Raw genomic sequence first — 21953 nt, 5'->3', positions numbered from 1 at the left:
ACGGGGGGGCGGGGTACTGTACCCTGCAGCCCTTAACCCCCGCCCCCCGGGCCCCGGTTCAGGCGGGGCCGGACGTCCGGGGCAAGAGGGCCGCGGCAGCCCGGAAGGGGTGCGGGGACCCGCACCCGGCGGTTCCGCGGCAGCCCCGCAGGGGCGTGGCGGGCCGCCCGGGCGGCCCCCACCGTCCGCGGCGGGCCGCCGGCCGGGCCTAGGCCTTGACCAGCCCCTCCTCGTGGGCCTCGGGCGCCTCGCCCACCGCCGGCCGGTCCTCGTCGAGCAGCGTCGTCTCGTCGAACGGCAGGTCCCCGGCGAGTACCCGCCGCACGCGGTCCTGGTCGATCTCCTTCGTCCACGTGCCGATCAGCACCGTCGCGACCGCGTTGCCCGCGAAGTTCGTCAGGGCCCGCGCCTCGCTCATGAACCGGTCGATGCCGACGATCAGCCCGACACCGTCGACCAGCGCGGGCTTGTGCGACTGCAGGCCGCCGGCCAGGGTCGCGAGACCCGCACCGCTGACCCCGGCCGCCCCCTTGGACGCCAGCAGCAGGAAGAGCAGCAGCGGGATCTGCTCCCCGACGGACATCGGCGTACCCAGCGCGTCGGCGATGTACAGCGACGCCATGGTCATGTAGATCATCGTGCCGTCGAGGTTGAAGGAGTACCCGGTCGGCACGGTGATGCCGACGACCGGCTTGCTGACCCCCAGGTGCTCCATCTTCGCGATCAGCCGCGGCAGCGCGGACTCCGAGGACGAGGTGGACAGGATGAGCAGGAACTCCCTGGCGAGGTACTTGAACAGGGAGAGGACGTTCAGGCCCGCGACGATCCGCAGGACCGCGCCGAGCACCACGAACACGAACAGGAAGCAGGTGACGTAGAAGCCGAGCATCAGCACGGCGAGGCTCTTGAGCGCGTCCAGGCCGGCCGAGCCGACGACCGCCGCGATGGCGCCGAACGCACCGATCGGCGCGGCCCACATGACCATGGACAGGATCCGGAAGACGAGCCGCTGGATGTGCTCGATGCCGCGCAGCACCGGCTGCCCGGCCTGCCCCATGGCCTGCAGCGCGAACCCGGCGAGCAGGGCGACCAGCAGCGTCTGCAGCACCTGGCCCTCGGTGAAGGCGGAGACGAACGTGGTCGGGATGATCGACAGCACGAAGTCGACCGGCGGCAGCGCGTCGCTGGAGACCTGGGCGTGCCCGGTCTGCCGGAGCGCGTCGGTCAGGTGCAGCCCCTCGCCCGGGTGCAGCACGTTGCCGACGACCAGGCCGATGGCGAGCGCCACGAGCGACATCACCAGGAAGTAGCCGAGGGCGATACCGCCGACGGCCCCGACCTTGGCGGCCTTCCGCACGGACCCGATCCCGAGCACGATCGTGCAGAAGATGATCGGCGAGATCATCATCTTGATCAGGTTGACGAAGCCGGTCCCCAGCGGCTTGAGCTCGACCGCGGCGTCGGGCCAGACGAGGCCCACGACGATGCCGAGCGCGACCGCCACGATGACGGCTATGTACAGGTAATGGGTCCGGTCCCGCTTACCGCGGGCTGCGGCAGGTGCCGTACCGGGAGTGCTGGCGGCCACGACTGCCCTCCTTGACGTCTTCGTCGGCGAACAACCGGCGTGCGGCTCACGTCCGGGCGTTGTTGGGAATGCCGTGACTATCTCCCGGGCTGTGAGAGCGGTCACCCTTCCGTTCATTTAGTTCACGGACGGCGGCGGAGGCACACTGCTGACATGCGCGTCCCCGTCCTCTCCCGACCCCGCAGCCTGGCGGGCCAGCTGCTCGCCATGCAGGCCGTGCTGATAGCGGTGGTGGTGGCCGGCTACGCGCTGTTCACCTACGTCAGCGACCGGCGGCAGGCCGAGGACGCCGCGGTCCGCCAGGTCACGGCGGTGGCCCGGTCGATCGCGGACGCCCCCTCGGTCCGCGCCGCGATCCGCACCCCCGACCCGACGGCCGCCCTGGAGCCGTACGCCCTGCGGGTCGGCCGGGACACCGGCGTCGACTTCGTCACGATCATGAACCCGGACGGCATCCGCTGGACGCACCCCGACCGCGAGCAGATCGGCAAGCGCTTCCTCGGCCGTATCGGCCCCGCCCGGCAGGGGCGCACCTTCACCGAGACCTACACCGGCACGCTCGGCCCGTCGGTGCGCGCGGTGACCCCGGTGCGGGACGGCGGCCGGGTGGTCGGCCTGGTCAGCGCCGGGATCAAGGTGGAGGCGATCAGCGCGCGGGTCCAGGACCAGGTCGCGGCGCTGCTCGTGGTGGCCGGCGGGGCGCTGGTGCTGGGCGCGGTCGGCACGTACGTCGTCAACGCCCGGCTGCGCCGGCACACCCACGGCATGAACGCCACCGAGCTGAGCCGGATGTACGACTACCACCAGGCGGCCCTGCACGCGGTCCGCGAGGGCCTGCTGATGCTGGACGGCCAGTACAGGGTGGCCCTGATCAACGACGGTGGCCGGGAGCTGCTGGGTGTGGGCGGGCAGCGGGACGTGGTCGGGCGCTCGGTGGCGGACCTCGGTCTGCCGGCCCCGCTGACGGGCGCGCTGCTGGCGTCCGAGCCGCGGGTGGACGAGGTCCATCCGACGGCCTCGCGGATCCTGGTGGTGAACACCTCGCCGGTCTCGGGCGGGGAGCGCCGCGGCACGGTCGTCACCCTCCGGGACGTCACCGAGCTCCAGTCCGTCATGGGCGAGCTGGACTCCGAGCGGGGGTTCACCCAGGCCCTGCGCTCCCAGGCGCACGAGGCGGCGAACCGCCTGCACACCGTGGTGTCGCTGATCGAGCTGGGCCGGGCCGACGAGGCGGTGGGGTTCGCCACGGCCGAACTGGAACTGGCCCAGGCGCTCACCGACCAGGTGGTCGCGGCGGTGAGCGAACCGGTGCTGGCCGCGCTGCTGCTGGGCAAGACGGCCCAGGCCAACGAGCGGGGCGTGGAGCTGGTGGTGTCGTCGGACAGCCGGCTGGACGACGGCGTGCTGCCGGACAGCGTGTCCGCGCGGGACCTGGTGACCGTCCTCGGCAATCTGATCGACAACGCGGTGGACGCGGCGCAGGGCAGCGCCGGGGCGCGGGTGACGGTGACGGCGTACACGACGGCGGACGCGCTCGTGCTGCGGGTGACGGACACCGGCCCCGGTGTCGACCCCGCCCACGCCGACCTGGTATTCCAGCGGGGGTACTCGACGAAGCCGGCCGGTCCCGGCGGGCGGGGCCTCGGGCTCGCCCTGGTCCGGCAGGCGGTGACCCGGCACGAGGGCTCGTTGACGGTGGCGGAGTCCGGGGCGGACGGTGAGGGCGGAGCGGTGTTCGAGGTGCGGCTGCCGTTGCGCACGGCGCGGGCCGGTTCCTCCCCGGCGGCGGGAGGCGGTACGGCATGACGCAGGCCCGGCCGATCAGAGTGCTGGTGGTGGAGGACGACCCGGTGGCCGCCGACGCCCACGTGATGTACGTGGGCCGGGTGCCGGGGTTCGCCGTCGTCGGCAAGGCCCACACGGGCGCGGAGGCCCGCCGGGTGCTGGACCGCACCCCGGTCGACCTGCTGCTGCTGGACCTGCACCTTCCGGACGTGCACGGACTGCAGTTCGCCCGCTCCCTGCGCGCGGCCGGGCACCACGCGGACGTCATAGCGGTGACGTCGGCCCGGGACCTGGCGGTGGTCCGCGAGGGCGTCTCGCTCGGCGTCGTCCAGTACGTGCTGAAGCCGTTCACCTTCGCCACCCTCCGGGACCGCCTCGTCCGCTACGCCGAGTTCCACGCGGCGGCCGGCGAGGCGAGCGGCCAGGACGAGGTGGACCGGGCCCTGTCGGTGCTCCGCGCCCCGTCGCCGGCGGCCCTGCCCAAGGGACTGAGCGGGCCGACGCTGGAGCGGGTGACGGGCGCGCTGCGGGACGCCCCGGAGGGGCTCACCGCGGCCGGCGTCGCGGAGGCGGTGGGCATCTCCCGGATCACCGCGCGCCGTTACCTGGAACACCTGGTCGAGGCGGGCCGGGCCGGCCGGAGCCCGCAGTACGGACAGGTGGGCCGCCCGGAGTTGATGTACCGGTGGGCGCCGCAGGCACGGTGAGGCCGCGGCGTCCCGCGACCGAGGATCTGCACGACCCCGCCCCAGTATCAGATCAGCGGCGCCCCGCGCCGCCCCGGAGGCCTCGGGCCCCGCCCCGCGCCGAGACCTCGGGCCCCGCCCCGCGCCGAGATCTCCGGCCCCGCCCCGCGCGGAGATCCGCTCCGCCCGGCCCGCGCACGCGCATTGACCCGACCAGACGACTCCTCCTACGTTCACACGGCAGCCATCTCCACGCCACGCCACAACGATGTGCGCCCGCAGGAGGTCATGCCCGTGCGCCCCACCGCCGCTCGTTCCACCCTGCTCGCCGCCGCCCTCGCCGCCACCGCCCTCACCGCGTGCTCCCCGGGCCCGGGGGCAGCCCCGACACCGTGAAGGTGTCCTACAAGCAGTCGACGGACAACTCGATCAAGGTGATGGACACCTACCTCGCCGGTGTGAAGAGGCAGTTCGAGAAGCGGAGGTGGACGGGGCCGGCGGGTGGCGGCCTGGACGGACGGGGCGTCCTCGCTGCAGTCCCTGGTCCGGATCGTGCTGCCGCTGATGGGTCCGGGTGTCGCGGTCGTCACCGTGTTCTCGTTCGTGATGATGTGGGGGAACTTCTTCGTCCCGTTCATGCTGCTGCTCACCCCGGACCGGATGCCGGCCTCGGTGAGCGTCAACGACTTCTTCGGCAACCGCGGCATGGTGGCCTACGGGCAGCTCGCCGCGTTCTCCGTCGTCTACTCCACGCCCGTGCTGCTGCTCTACGTGCTGGTCGCGCGCAGACTGGGCGGCGGCTTCGCCCTGGGCGGCGCCGTGAAGGGGTGACGCCGGGTAACCCCAGGTGACGGTGGTGACACCGGGTGCCACCAGGGAGGTGGCGATCAAGACGTAGGAATCTACGATGCGTGATCTTGTCCGAACCGACCGTAGTCAGCGCACCCCGGCAGCCCTACCTTGTGCGAGGTGCGCCAACCCTCAGCCCAACCCGACCCCTCGGCTCCGCCGTTCAACGCCCCGGCCGCCCGCAGGCTCCGCGCCGCACTCGGCATGGGGCCCGAGCACGTCGCCTACGGGATGCGCGTCTCCTACGGCCTGCCGTACGTCACCCCCGACCTCGTGACCGCCTGGGAACGCGGCACCGTCACCCCCAGCAATCCCGAACTCACCGCGCTCGCGAGCGTGTTGTGGTGTTCCCCGGGCGAACTCATCGGCCGGCCGCGGACCCTGCGCGAGCACCGGATCGCCCGTGCCGTCGCGCCGGAGGACGTCGCCCACGCCATCGGCATGGACCTGCGCGGGTATCTGCGGATGGAGGCACGCGAGGACTGGCGGGGCAACGAGCGCCAGTCGGCCGCACTCGCGCGGGTGCTGGATCTCGACCTGCCCGACTTCGTGGCCGTCACCGGCCGCGAGGCGAAGCTCGCCGACCTGCTGCACAGCGCGGTGACCACCCGCTGGCAGGCCTATGTGCGGCCGGTCATGAAGCTGGCCCCCCTGGACAAGGACGTCGTGGAGGAGGTCCTCCAGGGCCTTCACCAGGACTATCAGGGGCACATGGCCGCCACGCTCAGCTGGGGCGGCGGCAGCCGGAGCGCGAGCGAGTCCGGCCGGGACTTCCTCGACCGGATCGTCGGGAACTTCTGGTCGGCCGTGGCGGCCCTGACCGCCTGACCGGGCGCGCCGGTGCGGGCCGGGCCCCGATCCCGCTAGAAGACCGACTCCGCCTCGTCCATCCGGTCCTTCGGCACCGTCTTCAGTTCGGTGACCGCCTCCGCGAGGGGCACCATCACGACGTCGGTGCCGCGCAGCGCGGTCATCCGGCCGAACTGGCCGCGGTGCGCGGCCTCGACGGCGTGCCAGCCGAAGCGGGTGGCGAGGACGCGGTCGTACGGGGTGGGGACGCCACCGCGCTGCACGTGACCGAGGATGACCGGCTTGGCCTCCTTGCCCAGGCGCCGCTCCAGCTCGTAGGCCAGCGCGGTGCCGATGCCCTGGAAGCGCTCGTGGCCGTACTGGTCGATGTCGCCCTTGCCGTAGTCCATGGACCCCTCGGCGGGGTGGGCGCCCTCGGCGACGCAGATGACGGCGAACTTCTTGCCGCGGGCGAAGCGCTCCTCGACCATCTTGACCAGGTCGGCCGGGTCGAAGGGCCGCTCGGGCAGGCAGATGCCGTGGGCGCCGGCGGCCATGCCGGACTCCAGGGCGATCCAGCCGGCGTGCCGGCCCATGACCTCGACGACCATCACACGCTGGTGGGACTCGGCGGTGGTCTTCAGACGGTCCATCGCCTCGGTCGCGACGCCGACGGCGGTGTCGAAGCCGAAGGTGCGGTCGGTGGAGGAGATGTCGTTGTCGATGGTCTTGGGGACGCCGACCACCGGCAGGCCGGCGTCGGAGAGCATGCGGGCCGCGGTCAGGGTGCCCTCGCCGCCGATCGGGATCAGCGCGTCGATGCCGAACTCCTCGACCATGTCGGCGGCGCCCTCGCAGGCCTCGCGCAGCCGGTCGCGCTCCAGCCGGGAGGAGCCGAGGATGGTGCCGCCGCGGGCCAGGATGCCGCTGACCGCGTCCAGGTCGAGGGCGCGGTAGTGGCGGTCGAGCAGGCCCCGGTAGCCGTCCTCGAAGCCGATGACCTCGTCGCCGTACTGCGCCACCGCCCGGTGCACGACCGACCGGATCACGGCGTTCAGGCCGGGACAGTCGCCGCCTGCGGTGAGGACTCCGATGCGCATCGTGCTGTGTCTCCTGCTCGCTGTCGGTGCCGGTGAGCCAGTGCCGATTGTTTCACGTCCGCCGGTGCGGCGGGTTCCTGGCGGGCGCCGTATCCGGCACCGGGGGTACCGTCAAGAGGGTTCTGCTCACCCCGGTGGGCGTTTTTCATGCCGCAGAGGCGACGGACACGACATGAGGAACGGAGTGGACACGTGACGCGCAGCGTGTACGTGACCGGGATCGACCGCGGTGACGGCCGCCAGGTCGTGGAGCTGGGAGTCATGGAACTCCTCACCCGGCATGTCGACCGGGTGGGAGTCTTCCGCCCGCTCGTCCACGACGGCCCCGACCGGCTGTTCGAGTTGCTGCGGGCCCGGTACCGCCTCTCCCAGGACCCGTCGACCGTCTACGGCATGGACTACCCCGAGGCGTCCGCGCTCCAGGCCGAGCAGGGCACCGACGAGCTGGTCTCCACGCTCGTCGACCGCTTCCACCTGGTGGCCCGGGACTACGACGTCGTCCTCGTCCTCGGCACCGACTTCGCCGACACCCAGCTGCCGGACGAGCTGTCCCTCAACGCCCGCCTCGCCAACGAGTTCGGCGCCTCGGTGATCCCGGTGGTCGGCGGCCGGGGGCAGACCACCGAGTCGGTGCTGGCCGAGACGCGCAACGCCTACCGCGCGTACGACGGCCTCGGCTGCGACGTGCTCGCCATGGTCACCAACCGGGTCGCCCCCGAGGACCGCGACGAGATCGCCGGCCGGCTCGCGGACCGGCTGCCCGTGCCCTGCTACGTGGTCCCCGACGAGCCCGCGCTGTCCGCCCCGACGGTCGCGCAGATCGGCCAGGCCCTCGGCGCCCGGGTGCTGCTCGGCGACGACTCGGGGCTCGCCCGGGACGCACTGGGGTTCGTCTTCGGCGGTGCGATGCTGCCGAACTTCCTCGGCGCCCTGACCCCGGGCTGCCTGGTCGTCACGCCCGGGGACCGCGCCGACCTGGTCGTCGGCTCGCTGGCCGCGCACAGCGCCGGCACCCCGCCGATAGCCGGGGTGCTGCTCACCCTGAACGAGGTGCCGAGCCAGGAGGTCCTCACCCTCGCCGCCCGCCTGGCCCCGGGGACCCCGGTCCTCTCGGTGACCGGCAACAGCTTCCCCACCGCCGAGCAGCTGTTCTCCCTGGAGGGCAAGCTGAACGCGGCCACCCCGCGCAAGGCGGAGACCGCGCTCGGCCTGTTCGAGCGGTACGCCGACACCGCCGACCTGGCCCGCCGGGTCTCGGCGCCGAGCGGCGACCGGGTCACCCCGATGATGTTCGAGCACAAGCTGCTGGAGCAGGCCCGCTCGGACCGGCGGCGGGTCGTCCTGCCGGAGGGCACCGAGGAGCGGGTGCTGCACGCGGCCGAGGTGCTGCTGCGCCGGGGCGTGTGCGACCTGACCCTGCTCGGTCCGGTCGACCAGATCCGCAAGAAGGCCGCCGACCTCGGCATCGACCTGGGCGACACCGAGCTGATCGACCCGGCCACCAGCGAGCTGCGCGACTCCTTCGCCAAGAGGTACGCCGAGCTGCGCGCCCACCGGGGCGTCACGGTCGAACTGGCCCACGACGTCGTCTCGGACGTGAACTACTTCGGCACCCTGATGGTCCAGGAGGGCCTGGCCGACGGCATGGTGTCCGGCTCGGTGCACTCCACGGCGGCCACCATCCGGCCGGCCTTCGAGATCATCAAGACCAGGCCGGACTCCGCGATCGTGTCGTCCGTGTTCTTCATGTGCCTGGCCGACAAGGTGCTGGTCTACGGCGACTGCGCGGTCAACCCGGACCCGGACGCCGAGCAGCTGGCGGACATCGCCGTCCAGTCGGCCGACACCGCCGCGCAGTTCGGGGTGGAGCCGCGGATCGCGATGCTGTCGTACTCCACCGGCACGTCCGGGTCGGGCGCCGACGTCGACAAGGTGCGCGAGGCCACCGAGCTGGCGCGCTCCCGGCGGCCGGACCTGAAGATCGAGGGGCCGATCCAGTACGACGCGGCCGTCGAACCCTCCGTCGCCGCCACCAAACTGCCCGGCTCCGAGGTGGCGGGACAGGCCAGCGTGCTGATCTTCCCCGACCTCAACACCGGCAACAACACCTACAAGGCCGTGCAGCGCTCGGCCGGCGCCATCGCCGTCGGCCCGGTCCTGCAGGGTCTGCGCAAGCCGGTCAACGACCTGTCCCGGGGCGCTCTCGTGCAGGACATCGTCAACACCGTCGCCATCACGGCGATCCAGGCCCGGACGCCCGCCGGCTGAGGCCGCCGAGGCCGCGTTCTCCGGGCGCGCCTCCCGCCCCGCCCGAAGACCACATCCCCGAGCGAGAAAGCGCCTCCCCCGTGACCGCGACCCGTGTCCTCGTCCTGAACTCCGGCTCCTCGTCGGTGAAGTACCAGCTCCTCGACATGCGCGACGCGCGCCGGCTCGCCCGCGGCCTGGTGGAGCGCATCGGCGAGCAGACCTCCCGGCTCGAGCACACCTGCCTCACCAGCGGCGACACCCGCGAGCGCAGAGGGCCGATCGCCGACCACGACGCCGCCCTCAAGGCGGTCGCCGAGGAGTTGGGCCGGGACGGGCTGGGCCTCGACTCCCCGGAACTGGCGGCCGTCGGGCACCGGGTGGTGCACGGCGGCATGTTCTTCACCGAGCCGACCGTCGTCGACGACGAGGTGCTCACCGAGATCGAGCGGCTGATCCCGGTCGCCCCGCTGCACAACCCGGCCAACCTCACCGGCATCCGCACCGCGCAGGCGATGCGCCCCGACCTGCCCCAGGTCGCCGTCTTCGACACCGCGTTCCACACGACGATGCCGGAGGCCGCAGCCCGGTACGCGATCGACCCGAAGATCGCCGACCGCCACCGCATCCGCCGTTACGGCTTCCACGGCACCTCGCACGCGTACGTCTCCCGGGAGACCGCGCGGCTGCTGGGCAAGGATCCGGCCGAGGTGAACGTCATCGTGCTGCATCTGGGCAACGGCGCCTCGGCCTCCGCGGTGGAGAAGGGCCGGTGCGTGGACACCTCCATGGGGCTGACGCCTTTGGAGGGACTCGTGATGGGTACGCGATCCGGGGATCTGGATCCGGCGGTCATCTTCCATTTGGCACGTGTTGGCGGAATGTCCATGAATGAGATCGACACTCTTCTCAACAAGAGGAGCGGACTGTTCGGCCTGTGCGGTGACAACGACATGCGCGAGATCCGCCGCCGGATCGACGAGGGCGACGCGGAAGCAGAGCTCGCCTTCGACATTTACATTCACCGGCTCAGGAAGTACATCGGCGCCTATTACGCCGTCCTCGGGAAGGTGGACGCGGTCGCCTTCACCGCCGGGGTCGGCGAGAACGCGGCACCGGTGCGCCAGGCCGCGATCGCGGGCCTGGACGGGCTCGGCCTGGTGGTCGACCCGGACCTGAACGCCGTGCGCGGCGGCGGGCCGCGGCTGATTTCACCGGCGTCGGCACGGGTGGCGGTGGCCGTGGTGCCGACGGACGAGGAACTGGAGATCGCGACGCAGACCTACGCACTGGTCGGAAAGAACAACTGAATAGCACCTGAGCGGTGCGGCACTCATTTGTATCTTCCACCAGACGGAATATTCCGTAGCGAAACAAACCGATAGGATCGCCCCATGCGCCGTTCGAAAATCGTCTGTACTCTCGGCCCCGCGGTCGACTCCCACGAGATGCTCGTCGCCATGATCGAGGCGGGCATGAACGTGGCCCGGTTCAACTTCAGCCACGGCACCCACACCGAGCACCAGACGCGGTACGACCGCGTCCGGGCCGCGTCGAAGGAGACCGGCCGGCCCATCGGCGTCCTCGCCGACCTGCAGGGCCCGAAGATCCGCCTGGAGACCTTCGCCGAGGGTCCGGTCGAGCTGCATCGCGGCGACGAGTTCATCATCACGACCGAGGACGTGCCGGGCGACAAGCACATCTGCGGCACGACGTACAAGGGCCTGCCGGGCGACGTCTCGCGCGGCGACCAGATCCTGATCAACGACGGCAACGTCGAGCTGAAGGTCGTGGACGTCGAGGGCTCGCGGGTCAAGACCATCGTCATCGAGGGCGGTGTCGTCTCCGACCACAAGGGCATCAACCTGCCCGGCGCGGCCGTCAACGTGCCCGCGCTGAGCGAGAAGGACGTCGAGGACCTGCGCTTCGCCCTCCGCATGGGCTGCGACCTGGTCGCGCTGTCCTTCGTCCGCGACGCCAAGGACGTCCACGACGTCCACCGCGTCATGGACGAGGAGGGCCGACGGGTCCCGGTCATCGCCAAGGTGGAGAAGCCGCAGGCGGTCGAGAACATGAAGGACGTCGTGATGGCGTTCGACGGCGTGATGGTCGCCCGTGGTGACCTCGCCGTCGAGTACCCGCTCGAGAAGGTCCCCATGGTGCAGAAGCGCCTGATCGAGCTGTGCCGGCGCAACGCCAAGCCGGTGATCGTCGCGACCCAGATGATGGAGTCGATGATCACCAACTCCCGTCCGACCCGCGCCGAGGCCTCCGACGTGGCCAACGCGATCCTGGACGGTGCCGACGCGGTCATGCTGTCGGCGGAGTCGAGCGTGGGCGCGTACCCGATCGAGACCGTGAAGACGATGTCGAAGATCGTCGTCGCGGCCGAGCAGGAGCTGCTCTCCAAGGGCCTGCAGCCGCTGGTGCCGGGCAAGAAGCCGCGCACCCAGGGCGGCGCGGTGGCCCGCGCGGCCGCCGAGATCGCCGACTTCCTCGGCGCCAAGGGCCTGGTCGCCTTCACCCAGTCCGGTGACACCGCGCGCCGGCTGTCCCGGTACCGCGCCTGCCAGCCGATCATCGCCTTCACCACGGACGAGTCCACCCGCAACCAGCTGACCCTCAGCTGGGGCGTGGAGCCGTACATCGTGCCGTTCGTGAACACCACGGACGAGATGGTCGACCTGGTGGACCAGGAGATCGCCAAGCTGGGCCGGCTCGACACGGGCGACACCGTCATCATCACCGCGGGCTCGCCTCCCGGCGTCCCCGGCACCACCAACATGCTGCGGGTCCACCATCTGGGCAAGCAGAGCAACTGACGAGCCGCACGAGGGCTTCCCGACGCGCTGAGGGCGCCCCCTGGAGCAGGGGGCGCCCTCAGCCGTGTGCGGCTCCCGAACGGGCCTGTGTGACCGCTCAGTCGGTCGTGTACACGTGCATGCCGGGTATGTGCAGGTTGCCGCCGAACTGGGCCGCCTGGACCACCTTCACGTTGGTGAAGTAGATCAGCGGGATGTTCAGCGGGGGCGGGCTGTCGGGGCTGAAGGTCACCGGGATCAGACCGAACAGGTTGCCCGAAATGCTCTGCGTGTACATCACCGTGTCGCCACCGCGGATGGTGGACGTCGACCCCTTGGACGCCTGCACGTGGTACGTCTTGTTCGCCTGTTTGTCCTGCACGGTCTGGTGCAGGTCCCCGATGTCCGTGCCGCCGGAGATGACGTACTTCAGCACCTTCTTCTTGGTGCCGTTGGCCGTCTTCACCTCCACGACGCCCTGGTAGTCGGCGCCCTTGAGGAGCAGGGAGCTGGCGTTCAGGTACCAGGGGTCGTCCGCCACCAGCGTCTTGTTGTCGACGCCGCTCTCGTCCTCGGTGGCCAGCGGACAGTCCTGCGCGGCGGCGGAGGCGCTCGCGGACGGGGTCGGGGTGGCCGACCCGGTCGCGTCCTTGCCCGCCTCGACGGTGTCCGCGGCGGTCCTGGACACCTTCTCGGTGGCCTTCTTCACCGTGTCGCCGACCGTCTTGCCGGCCTTGGCGACGGTGTCCCCGACGGTGTTCTTGGCGGTGTCGGCGGCCTTGGAACCGGAGGACGACGTGTCGCTGCCGGTGGCCGGGGCCGAGGGCGCGCCGGACGAGGGGGACGAGGTGGACGCGGACGGCGTCGGGCTCGCGGAGGCGGTACCGGAGTCCTTCTTGCCGCCGGTGAGGATGCCACCGAGCGTGTCTCCGATGGTGTCCAGCAGGTTGCCGCTGCCCTGGGAGGCGGACGGGGCGGGCGTGCCGGCATCCCCGCCGGAGCCGGAACCTGTGCCCGGGGCCGGGGAGCCGGCGGTCGCGGTCGGCGTGGGCTCGGCCTTGTCGTCGGAACCTGAATCCGGCGAAGAGGAGTTGCCCGATCCCCCGGCGTCCTTGCCGCCCGCGGCGTCCTTGCCGCCCTTGCCATCGCCGGTGGTGTCCGCCGAGGGCTTGTCGGCGGCCGCGGACCCGCTCTGGGAGGCGGACGGCGACGGCGAGGCCGAAGGGCTCTTGGAGTCGTCCAGCGCCTTGACGCAGTCCTTGTACTCGTCGGCCGTCAGGCTCTTGGCCGAGGTCGACGGGGACGGCGTGCCGTTGTTGTCGGCGAGGGCGAGCGTGGACGTGAAGCCCATGCCCACGATCACCGCGGTCGGCATCGCCACGGAGGCTATCGCCTTGCCGGCCGGCATGTGGAACCTGGTGAACAGCGGCTTCTTGGGTGCCGCGTGGCGGGCCCCGGTTCTCGCGCGGGACCTGTCCACGTCACTCCCGCGGGTCGCCTCGTCAGCCGGCACTGTGCCTCCCGTTCGCCCCGTTGGCCGGGCTCGTTCCTGACAGGTCGTTCGACTCGTTCAGCGGGTGCGCGCTCTGGTGGGGCAGTGGCGGCAGCGGGGCGGTCTCGGGAGCACCGTCCTGCCCCGACGCCGCCTCGGCCGGCGGCTGCGGCTCCTCGGGCGCACCCGGCGCCCAGGCGACGGCCATCGCCCCGCCGATGAGCGCGAACAGGAAGCCGACGATGAAGCCGCCGAAGTTGGACACGGGCAGGGACACCAGTGCCAGCAGGATCGCGGCGACCCCGGCGAACGTCCGCACGTGCTTCTGGAACCAGAGGCTGACACCCAGGACGACGAGCAGCACACCGATGATCAGGGAGCCCGCCCCCGCCGTGGTCGCCATCGCCACCGTCAGATGACCGAACCGAAGGTGGTAGTACGGGAAGTACATGATCGGAAGGCCGCTGAGCAGGATGTACAGACCGGCCCAGAACGGGCGCGCGCCCCGCCAGGCGCGGAACTGCAGCCTCCGACGGCTGAACTGGCCGGATGCGGCGGCAGGAGTCTCGGCGCTCATGGAAAACAGCTCCCTGGTGCGGCGTTGCTGTGGTGGTGACGTGTGCCGCGCGTGAAGACGCGGCCGATGATGGAACGGGCGGGGGCGCCGTCGGCTCCCCCGCCCGTCACCGAGGGCTCAGTAGCACTCGATCTTCGGGCCGCCGGTGCCCTTGTGCAGCGACATGTGCAGACCGCTCAGCTTGAAGGTTCCGGCGGTGGTGGCCCACGCCGTCTGCTTCACGCCGGTGAGGTCGGCCGAGTCGGCCTGCTGGGCGAAGCCGAAGGGGTTGGCCTGTTCGCCGTTGCCCTTCATGCCCGGACCCTTGCTGGCGTCCTTGGCGGCCACACCGATGTCGATGCCGTTGAACGTCGCATCGGCCTGCAGGTCGCTGACATCGATGTAGAGGTTGTGCGCCTGGACCTTGTCGTGCCCCGGCCCACCGGCCTCCAGCCGGAGGGTGATCGGGCCGAGGAACGGCACATCCGGGGTGACCACGGACTGGCACATGTTGGTGATCGTTGCGTCGGTGAACGACGAGACGGCGACGGCGTGGGCCGTCTTCTTCCCGTCGAGCCCGTAACCGCTGTCGACCGCCCCGTACTGTGCGAAGCCCGTACCGTGCAGCGAGTCGGCCGTCACCTTGAACTCTTGGCCCGACACGCTGAACGAGGCAGCGAGGGCACCCTGCGCGAGGGCGACACCTATCGCTGCCGTAGCGGCGACGCTGGGCACCATGACCACAGCGAACCGCTTCCATCTGGTCCCGCCACGCACCTGGGACTCCATATTTCCTCCTTCTCGGACGTACATCTCCTGACCCGGACTCGCCCCGGTCGGGGCTCAGCCAGGCAGGGATGGGAGAAGTGCTACGTCCTCGGGAAGGAGAGCGCCTGCGCTCGGTGGCGCGAACAGCGCCCGAATCACCGGCGATCACCCCCGAGCGACAACCACTGGTCGCGCCTGACACGCATCACGCACAACCTTGCTGGACAGGCTTCGCCGACCGGCGAAGACCCCCCTGCCCAGAGCCGGCGCCACTGCCGCCGGCCCTGCTCGGTGGGGACCCAGAGTCTCCCGTGACCCGGCCGGCTGCCGGGGTGCGGGAATGGACCGAGCGTCGCCGATCGTGGTGCATTCTCGGCCTGGACACAAGGGGGTTCGTTACTGGCTAGTAACGGCTGGATAACCGGAGGACGACCGACCGATCTCGGAGCGCCACACTCGGTGGCATCACAGGGCAGAGCAAAGCCGTTGATCCCTGGACGAATCCAGACAGATCAACGGCCTTGTCTTACTCCGAGTAACAGCGGCCGGGATTACCAAGATTTGGCAAAGTACGGCCGCCTGACGGCTCGTCGGTGAATCTTTCACCCCGGCATCACAAGCCGTGGGGTTTAGCGACTGGTCAGAACAGGGCGCGGGCCAGTGCCCGTCGCGCCCCCACCACGCGGGGATCCTCGGGGCCCACGACCTCGAAGAGTTCCAGCAGCCGGCGCCGTACCGCGTCCCGGTCGTCGCCCGCCGTGCGCCGCACGGTCTCGATCAACCGCCCGAAGGCGTCCTCGACGTGGCCGCCCACCAGGTCCAGGTCGGCGGCGGCGATCTGCGCGTCCACGTCGGCGGGCTTCTCCGCCGCCTCCCGGCGCACCTTCTGCGGGTCGAGGCCCTGCACCCGCTGGAGCAGCTCGGCCTGCGACAGCCCGAGCTTGGCCTCCGGGTGGGCGGGGTCGTCGGCGAGCACGTTCCGGTAGGCGCGCACGGCGCCGTCCAGGTCACCGGCGTCCAGCGCCTCGGCGGCGGCGTTCAGCGTCGCGTCGTACGGCCCCTCCGTCACCGCGGCGGTGGCACCGCCCGGCTCGGCGTCCGGGTCGACGGTCAGACCGGTCAGCCCGAACCGCTCCTCGGCGACCTGCACCAGCTGGTCCAGGGTCTGCCGGATCTGGTCCTCCGCGGCCGCCCCCTGGAACAGCGGGAGCGCCTGCCCGGCGACGACGGCGAACACCGCCGGGATGCCCTGCACGCCGAACTGCTGCATCAGCATCTGGTTGGCGTCGACGTCGATCTTGGCGAGGAGGAAGCGCCCGTTGTACTCGACGGCGAGCCGCTCCAGGACCGGGCTCAGCTGCTTGCAGGGCTGACACCACTCGGCCCAGAAGTCGATGACGACGGGCACTTCGGCGGATCGCTGGAGGACGTCCCGCTCGAATCCGGCTTCATCGACGTCGATGACGAGATCGGCCGGGGAGACGGCCCCCGTCCCGCCCTGCCGGGCGGCTTCGGCGCGCGTCTGCTCGGCCTTGGCCTTGGCCTCTTGGGCCGCCTTGACCGCGGCGAGGTCGACGACGCCGCTCATGGACATGTTCCGTGGCTGCATGCGTCTATCCTCCCCCGTTAACGCGCCTGACGGAAAAAAAGCGATGTGGTCGGCGCCGGGTCCCCACCCCACGCCGTGGTCATGGCCCGCGAACGTCCATCGCGAGCTTTCGCTACGAGTCGTAGCGTAATGCCATGCGGAACCCGCGCGACACCACTCCCCGGTGATCTCCCTCACGACCGCACAGTTCCCGCCGGTTATGGTCGTGGGATGCAGAGCCGCACCCCCGCCAGCCGTACCGGGCGCCCGCGCAGTGCCGCCGCGGACACCGCGATCCTGGCCGCGACCCGGCAGGCTCTGGTGGAGCTGGGCTGGTCCGGGCTCACCCTGGGAGACGTGGCGACGCGCGCGGGGGTCGCGAAGACGACGGTCTACCGCCGCTGGGCGGGCAAGAGCGAACTGGTCACCGACGCCCTCGCCACCCTCTTCGACCAGCTGGTCCTGCCGGACCGGGGCAGCCTGCGCGCGGACATCGAGGGCGTGGTGCTCCAGTTCGCCGAACTGCTGGAGCAGCCGGCCACCAAGACGGCGCTGATGGCGGTGGTCGCCGAGGCCACCCACGACGAGGCGCTGCGGCAGCGGCTCCGCGAGAAGATCGTCGCCCGGCAGAAACGGCTGGTTCTCGAGGGCCGCCGGCGCGCCCAGAGCCGGGGCGAGATCCCCGCGGACGTGACCGACCCGGCCCCGCAGATCGACCTGATCTTCGACATGATCGCCGGGGCGGTGGTGCACCGCACCCTCGTCTCCTGCGAGCCGGTCGACGCCGGCTGGGCGGCACGGTTCACCACGGTGCTGCTCGACGGCCTCGCCGCGGCCGGAGCCTGACCGGGCGGGGGCCCTGACAACGCGGCGGCCCCCCCTGCACATACGGCGGGGCCTTGCGCACACGGCGAGGCGGGCCGGCGAAGACACTCCGCCGCCCGCCCGGCCCGGGTCACCGACGGCCGGATGCGAAAGGGCACCGTCCGCCTGGCCCAGGTCACCGGCGGCCGGATGCGAAGGCGCACCGCCCGCCCGGCCCAGGTCACCGGCGGCCGGATGCGAAAGGGCACCGCCCGCCGGGCCCAGGTCACCGACGGCCGGTCGGTGCGAGGCGCGCCGTCGCCAGGTACACCGGTGCCAGGTGACGGACGCGGATCCGCTCGCGCCGGACGCGGAACCGCCTCGCGCCGCGGGTCCGCCCGTCAGAACCCGGCCGGCTCCGTGTACACCCCCCACTCCTCCCGCAGCACTCCGCAGATCTCGCCGAGCGTCGCCTCGGCGCGCACCGCGTCCAGCATGGGCCCGATCATGTTGGAGCCGTCCCGCGCGGCGGCCAGCATGCGGTCGAGGGCGGTGCGTACGGCCCCGTCGTCGCGCGCCGCCTTCCGCTCGGCGAGCGTCCGCACCTGCTCGCGCTCCACCTCGTGGCTGACCCGCAGGATCTCCAGGTCGCCGGTGACGGACCCGGTGTGGACGTTGACGCCGACGACACGCTTGTCGCCCTTCTCCAGGCCCTGCTGGTACCGGAAGGCGGACTCGGCGATCTCCCCGGTGAACCAGCCGTCCTCGATCCCGCGCAGGATGCCGGAGGTGATGGGGCCGATCGGGTGCCTGCCGTCCGGGTGCGCCCGCAGTCCGCGTTCCCTGATCTGCTCGAAGATCTTCTCCGCGTCGGCCTCGATCCGGTCGGTCAGCTGCTCGACGTACCAGGAGCCGCCGAGCGGGTCGGCCACGTTGGCGACCCCGGTCTCCTCCATCAGCACCTGCTGGGTGCGCAACGCGATCTCCGCGGCCTGCTCGCTGGGCAGCGCGAGGGTCTCGTCCAGGGCGTTGGTGTGCAGCGAGTTGGTGCCGCCGAGCACCGCGGCCAGCGCCTCCACGGCCGTGCGCACCACGTTGTTGTACGGCTGCTGCGCGGTCAGCGAGACCCCGGCGGTCTGCGTGTGGAACCGCAGCCACTGCGCCTTCTCGCTCCGCGCGCCGTACACCTCGCGCATCCAGCGGGCCCAGATCCGGCGCGCGGCACGGAACTTGGCGATCTCCTCGAAGAAGTCCACGTGCGCGTCGAAGAAGAAGGAGAGGCCGGGCGCGAAGACGTCCACGTCCATGCCGCGGCTGAGCCCCAGCTCGACGTAGCCGAAGCCGTCGGCGAGCGTGTAGGCCAGCTCCTGCGCCGCCGTGGCCCCGGCCTCGCGGATGTGGTAGCCGGAGACGGACAGCGGCTTGTAGGCGGGGATGCCGGCGGCGCAGTGCTCCATCAGGTCGCCGATCAGTCGCAGGTGCGGCTCGGGCTGGAAGAGCCACTCCTTCTGTGCGATGTACTCCTTGAAGATGTCGGTCTGGAGGGTCCCGTTGAGCACCCCCGGATCCACGCCCTGGCGCTCGGCGGCGACCAGGTACATGCAGAAGACGGGCACGGCGGGCCCGCTGATGGTCATGGAGGTGGTGACGTCGCCGAGGGGGATGTCCCGGAAGAGGACCTCCATGTCGGCGGCCGAGTCGATGGCGACCCCGCAGTGCCCGACCTCGCCGAGCGAGCGCGGGTCGTCGGAGTCGCGCCCCATCAGCGTCGGCATGTCGAAGGCGACGGACAGGCCCCCGCCGCCCGCGGCGAGGATCATCTTGTACCGCTCGTTGGTCTGCTCGGCGTTGCCGAACCCGGCGAACTGCCTGATGGTCCAGGTACGCCCGCGGTAGCCGGTCGGGTACAGCCCGCGGGTGAAGGGGTACTCCCCGGGCCAGCCGATCCGCTCGAATCCCTCGTACGTGTCGCCCGGTCGGGGCCCGTACACCGGCTCCACGGGATCACCGGAGAGCGTGGTGAAGTCAGCGTCGCGCTTGCGCGCGGCGTCGTAGCGGGCCTGCCAGCGTCGGCGGCCTTCCTCGATGGCGTGAGCGTCCATACCCTCGAATTTACTTGGACGTCCTAGTAAATGTCGATGGCTGACCGCCGTACGGCACCCGTACGGCGGTGGAACCTACGCCTTGGCGACGGCCGGGGCCTCGTCGGCGACCTGGGCCTGGAGCTCGTGGCTGATCTTCCGCTCGACGAAGAAGGCGGCCGTGGGGATCGTGCCGGCGAGCAGCACCCACAGCTGCTTGCCGACCGGCCACTTCGCCTTGGAGCCCAGGTCGAAGGCGAAGATCAGGTAGACGACGTACAGCCAGCCGTGGGCGATGGCGACGACCCGGGTGAAGTCGGCGGCACCGTCCATGTGCAGGCCGTACTTGGCGACGCAGCCGAGAGTCAGCAGCACCAGCAGCACACCGGTGACGTAGGCCATGACGCGGTAGCGGGTCAGCACGCTCTTTTTCATGGAGCCGAGCGTAACCACCCGTTCCGGGAGATCTTGCCCCGGGTCACTCCTCGAAGTCGTGTGCCGAGATCCGCAGCGGGCGGAGCATCGCGAAGATCTCCTGGCACTCCTCGCTGTCGTACGCCCCGAGCCCGAAATCCATGGCCATCAGGTCACGGGTGGCCGCCTCGACCACCTCGCGGCCCTTGTCGGTGATGACGGCGAGGGTGCCGCGGCCGTCGTTGGGGTTGGGGCGCTTGGCCACCAGACCGGACTTCACCAGGCGGTCCACGGTGTTCGTCACGGACGTGGGGTGCACCATGAGCCGCTCACCGATCTTGGACATCGGCAGCTCACCGGCCTTGGAGAAGGTGAGGAGCACCAGCGCCTCGTAGCGGGCGAACGTCAGCCCGTACGGCTTGACCACCCCGTCCACCTCGGCGAGCAGGATCTGCTGGGCCCGCATGATCGAAGTGATCGCGGCCATGGACGGCACGTTTCCCCAGCGCTGCTTCCACAGCTCGTCGGCGCGGGCGATGGGGTCGAACGAGAGGCTCAGAGGCTTCGGCACGTCATCAGACCCTACCGGCCGGTCATATGCGGGGCAGCCCCGTCTCGACCTTCGGTCGCCCGGGCCGCTCCGGCAGGGCGCGCGCGAACCACGGTCCGGGCCCAGGGCGTACGCCGGCCCCGCCCCCGGCGCGGCCGGGCGGCCCGGTCACGGCGGCAGGAACGGCAGAAGCGGCAGAAGCGGCGGCGAGGCGGTGAGGCCGGGGCGCAGGGCGTACCCGAGGCACGAGCGGACCCCGCTGGGCATGACCCGGGCGTCGGGCGTCGGGCGGCTGACGGCTGACGGCTGACGGCTGACGGCTGACGGCTGACGGCTGACGGCTGACGGCTGACGGCTGACGGCTGACGGCTACTGTGCGCGCTGCGCCAGATGCCTCTCGACCGTCTCGACCTTGGAGGTGAGCCCGTCGGTCACACCGGGCCGGAGGTCCGCCTTGAGGACCAGCGAGACCCGCGGCGCGCGGGCCTCGACGGCCGCGACCGCCCGCTTCACGACGTCCATGACCTCGTCCCAGTCACCCTCGACGGAGGTGAACATGGCGTCGGTGCGGTGCGGCAGACCGGACTCGCGGACCACCCGCACGGCGTCGGCGACGTACTCCCCCACGTCCTCGCCCACGCCCAGCGGCGTCACGGAGAAGGCGACGATCACGCGTTCACCACTCCTTCCTTGCGGGCACGGGCGGCGATGACGGCGTCCTCGGCCTCGCGGCGCAGCTTGCGCTCGATGATGAAGCCGCCGCCGGGGATGACCGAGTACGCGAAGTACAGGGCGGCCTTCCCCTTGTTCCACTTGGTGCGGTTCCAGGCGTCGGCCCAGAAGAGCACGTAGAGGACGAACAGCACGCCGTGGATCGGCCCGAGGACCGGGGCGACGTCGAAACCGTCGTTCACCGTGTACTTGATGATCGTGCAGGCCGCGAGGACGATCCAGGAGATGCCCTCCGGTACGGAGATCAGGCGCAGGCGGCGGATGGCGGAGGCTGTCTTGAGGTCCACGGGTCACCTTCGGGTGAGAGTCGCTGAGGGCGCGGTAGCCGGCGGTCCGCTTTGTGAACGGAAGCACAAGCGTTCACCCATTGTGGCAAACGACGGCCCCGGGGATGCGCTCAGGGTCGGCGTCGGGGTCGGCGTCGGGGTCGGCGTCCGCCCACAGGCCCTGTTCGGCCCACCCGTCGCGCCGCTACCTTCGCCGGGTGGCGATGTTCCGGCTCCAGGGGAGCAAGGTCCTCGCCGTCGACATGACCGGGGACGCCGTGAAGGCGAAGAACGGCTCGATGGTCGCGTACGACGGGCAGATGACCTTCAAGAAGCTGAGCGGTGGCGGCGAGGGGCTGCGCGGGATGGTGACCCGGCGGCTCACCGGTGAGCAGATGACGGTGATGGAGGTGAGAGGGCAGGGGACCTGCTGGTTCGCGGACCGGGCCGCCGAGATCAACCTGGTCGCCCTCCAGGGGGACAAGCTCTACGTCGAGTCGAGCAATCTGCTCGCGACCGACGCGGGGCTGCGGACGGGCACGACGTTCACCGGACTGCGCGGCGCCTCGCAGGGCAACGGCCTGTTCACGACGACCGTCGAGGGGCACGGCCAGGCGGCGATCACGTCCGACGGGCCGGCGGTGGTGCTGCGGGTCAGCCCGCAGTACCCGCTGTCCGTCGACCCGGGTGCCTACGTGGCCCACCAGGGCAACGTGCGGCAGTCCTTCCAGTCGGGTGTGACCTTCCGCACGCTGCTCGGGGAGGGCGGCGGCGAGGCCTTCCAGATCCGCTTCGAGGGCGACGGACTGGTGTACGTGCAGCCGAGCGAGCGGAACACGATCGCGGGGGATCTGTGA

The 21953-nt window shown here is 71.2% G+C and carries 19 protein-coding genes and 1 pseudogene; 9 read left to right on the top strand and 11 right to left on the bottom strand.

All coding sequences use genetic code 11. The features are described from left to right. Nucleotides 1-208: 208 nt before the first annotated feature. Nucleotides 209-1588: a cation:dicarboxylate symporter family transporter gene (locus tag ABVB68_RS13670; RefSeq protein ID WP_353601236.1), complete on the bottom strand. Its 1380-nt coding sequence runs from the start codon at nt 1586-1588 to the stop codon at nt 209-211. A 153-nt stretch (nt 1589-1741) separates the two neighbouring features. Here ABVB68_RS13670 and ABVB68_RS13665 point away from each other — a divergent pair, with 153 nt between their 5' ends. The 4 genes and pseudogenes from ABVB68_RS13665 to ABVB68_RS13650 all read left to right on the top strand — a co-directional run bounded on the left by ABVB68_RS13665 (nt 1742) and on the right by ABVB68_RS13650 (nt 5736). After that, complete coding sequence (locus ABVB68_RS13665) at nt 1742-3394, top strand: sensor histidine kinase (protein ID WP_353601235.1); 1653 nt, start codon at nt 1742-1744, stop codon at nt 3392-3394. Then, nucleotides 3391-4080 (top strand): response regulator, encoded by a 690-nt coding sequence (locus ABVB68_RS13660; RefSeq protein WP_353601234.1) that lies wholly within the window; start codon nt 3391-3393, stop codon nt 4078-4080. The genes ABVB68_RS13665 and ABVB68_RS13660 overlap by 4 nt, the downstream gene beginning before the upstream one ends. A 483-nt stretch (nt 4081-4563) precedes the next feature. Further along, nucleotides 4564-4890, top strand: a pseudogene (locus ABVB68_RS13655) (carbohydrate ABC transporter permease); the annotation flags it as partial. Between the two features lie 129 nt (nt 4891-5019). Beyond that, nucleotides 5020-5736 carry a helix-turn-helix domain-containing protein gene (locus tag ABVB68_RS13650; protein WP_353601233.1) on the top strand — a complete coding sequence of 239 codons (717 nt, stop codon included), beginning with the start codon at nt 5020-5022 and terminating at the stop codon, nt 5734-5736. Nucleotides 5737-5771: 35 nt separating this feature from the next. On the opposite strand, the gene ABVB68_RS13645 is transcribed toward ABVB68_RS13650, so the two are convergent. Beyond that, on the bottom strand, nt 5772-6797 hold the full coding sequence (locus ABVB68_RS13645) for an ATP-dependent 6-phosphofructokinase (RefSeq protein ID WP_353601232.1): 1026 nt from the start codon (nt 6795-6797) through the stop codon (nt 5772-5774). Nucleotides 6798-6989: 192 nt separating this feature from the next. Between ABVB68_RS13645 and pta the strand changes: the two genes are divergently transcribed. From pta to pyk, 3 genes are all read left to right on the top strand, one after another. Beyond that, nucleotides 6990-9065 (top strand): phosphate acetyltransferase, encoded by a 2076-nt coding sequence (gene pta / locus ABVB68_RS13640; protein WP_353601231.1) that lies wholly within the window; start codon nt 6990-6992, stop codon nt 9063-9065. An 80-nt stretch (nt 9066-9145) separates the two neighbouring features. Next, complete coding sequence (locus ABVB68_RS13635) at nt 9146-10354, top strand: acetate kinase (RefSeq protein WP_353601230.1); 1209 nt, start codon at nt 9146-9148, stop codon at nt 10352-10354. 84 nt (nt 10355-10438) lie between these two features. After that, entirely contained in the window at nt 10439-11866 is a 1428-nt protein-coding gene (pyk, locus tag ABVB68_RS13630) for a pyruvate kinase (RefSeq protein WP_353601229.1), read from the top strand. A gap of 97 nt (nt 11867-11963) precedes the next feature. Here pyk and ABVB68_RS13625 read toward each other — a convergent pair whose 3' ends face one another. The 4 genes from ABVB68_RS13625 to ABVB68_RS13610 all read right to left on the bottom strand — a co-directional run bounded on the left by ABVB68_RS13625 (nt 11964) and on the right by ABVB68_RS13610 (nt 16270). Continuing rightward, a complete protein-coding gene (locus tag ABVB68_RS13625) occupies nt 11964-13358 on the bottom strand; it encodes a hypothetical protein (RefSeq protein WP_353601228.1) in 1395 nt (464 codons plus the stop codon). Then, a complete protein-coding gene (locus ABVB68_RS13620) occupies nt 13348-13914 on the bottom strand; it encodes a DUF6114 domain-containing protein (protein WP_353601227.1) in 567 nt (188 codons plus the stop codon). The genes ABVB68_RS13625 and ABVB68_RS13620 overlap by 11 nt, the downstream gene beginning before the upstream one ends. Nucleotides 13915-14031: 117 nt before the next feature. Next, nucleotides 14032-14682, bottom strand: coding sequence for a DUF6230 family protein (locus ABVB68_RS13615; protein ID WP_353601226.1), 651 nt, complete (start codon nt 14680-14682; stop codon nt 14032-14034). Between the two features lie 619 nt (nt 14683-15301). Further along, entirely contained in the window at nt 15302-16270 is a 969-nt protein-coding gene (locus ABVB68_RS13610) for a tetratricopeptide repeat protein (RefSeq protein WP_353601225.1), read from the bottom strand. 210 nt (nt 16271-16480) lie between these two features. On the opposite strand from ABVB68_RS13610, the gene ABVB68_RS13605 reads away from it, so the two are divergent. Then, nucleotides 16481-17095, top strand: coding sequence for a TetR/AcrR family transcriptional regulator (locus tag ABVB68_RS13605; RefSeq protein ID WP_353601224.1), 615 nt, complete (start codon nt 16481-16483; stop codon nt 17093-17095). A gap of 359 nt (nt 17096-17454) precedes the next feature. Here ABVB68_RS13605 and icmA read toward each other — a convergent pair whose 3' ends face one another. The 5 genes from icmA to ABVB68_RS13580 all read right to left on the bottom strand — a co-directional run bounded on the left by icmA (nt 17455) and on the right by ABVB68_RS13580 (nt 21117). Then, complete coding sequence (icmA, locus tag ABVB68_RS13600) at nt 17455-19155, bottom strand: coenzyme B12-dependent isobutyryl-CoA mutase large subunit (RefSeq protein WP_353601223.1); 1701 nt, start codon at nt 19153-19155, stop codon at nt 17455-17457. Nucleotides 19156-19230: 75 nt separating this feature from the next. Beyond that, entirely contained in the window at nt 19231-19569 is a 339-nt protein-coding gene (locus ABVB68_RS13595; RefSeq protein ID WP_353601222.1) for a DUF3817 domain-containing protein, read from the bottom strand. A gap of 43 nt (nt 19570-19612) precedes the next feature. After that, a complete protein-coding gene (locus ABVB68_RS13590) occupies nt 19613-20119 on the bottom strand; it encodes a MarR family winged helix-turn-helix transcriptional regulator (protein ID WP_353601221.1) in 507 nt (168 codons plus the stop codon). A gap of 348 nt (nt 20120-20467) precedes the next feature. Then, nucleotides 20468-20770, bottom strand: a complete 303-nt coding sequence (locus ABVB68_RS13585; protein WP_353601220.1) for an MTH1187 family thiamine-binding protein — start codon at nt 20768-20770, stop codon at nt 20468-20470. Further along, a complete protein-coding gene (locus ABVB68_RS13580) occupies nt 20767-21117 on the bottom strand; it encodes a DUF3817 domain-containing protein (RefSeq protein ID WP_353601219.1) in 351 nt (116 codons plus the stop codon). The genes ABVB68_RS13585 and ABVB68_RS13580 overlap by 4 nt, the downstream gene beginning before the upstream one ends. Before the next feature lie 203 nt (nt 21118-21320). Here ABVB68_RS13580 and ABVB68_RS13575 point away from each other — a divergent pair, with 203 nt between their 5' ends. Beyond that, nucleotides 21321-21953 (top strand): AIM24 family protein, encoded by a 633-nt coding sequence (locus ABVB68_RS13575; protein WP_353601246.1) that lies wholly within the window; start codon nt 21321-21323, stop codon nt 21951-21953.

The sequence above is a fragment of the Streptomyces sp. NPDC096012 genome (genome assembly GCF_040426375.1).
Lineage (GTDB): Bacteria > Actinomycetota > Actinomycetes > Streptomycetales > Streptomycetaceae > Streptomyces.
This window is presented reverse-complemented; position numbering and strand designations above follow the sequence as displayed.